The following is a 613-nucleotide window of genomic DNA, read 5'->3' on the forward strand; positions in this document are numbered from 1 at the left end:
CTACCCGACGCCTCAATCGATAAAGGTCAGGTCAATGTACGGGCAATAGACTCATGGCTAAAGGGTGAGGGGAATGAGGCAGTCTTGGGGAGTAATCCAAGAGAGCCTGATAAACTCAATATATTCTCTGCCGCGCCTGTCTTCTTTCAGGGTAAGCAGAAAGGCTTTCTGTATATCGTGCTCGCTAGTCATGAGTCTGCCTCGATAGCCGAATCACTGCAAAGCAGCCATATCATTCGCATTGTCTTAGGAGCGATGTGCGCAATATCGCTATTCTTCGTTTTCTCAGCTTTGTTATCTTTCAAGCGAATTACTAGCCCACTGAGGAAGCTGGCTCAGGAAATTCGAACTTATCGTGAGGCTGAGCTAGGCACAAGTGATGCTTGGGAATTAAGGAGTAACAGTGATGAAATTGAAGTTTTATCGAGTTCCTTTTCGCTTATGCGCCAACGAATACAAAGCCAGTTTGATCAACTCGCTGAAAGTGATCGCTTAAGAAGGGAGTTAATATCTAATGTCTCTCACGACTTAAGAACGCCATTGGCAGCCATGCAGGGCTATTTGGAAACACTCATTATCAATCAGGTTCTGGAGCACCCTCTGCATAAGAGAA

General features: G+C 45.5%; 1 protein-coding gene. It reads left to right on the forward strand.

Annotation, left to right across the window (positions count from 1 at the left end):
- On the forward strand, positions 1-613 hold a 613-nt coding region (locus A3763_RS05590; protein ID WP_156494939.1), incomplete at both ends, for a histidine kinase dimerization/phospho-acceptor domain-containing protein.

This window comes from Oleiphilus sp. HI0128, assembly GCF_001635365.1.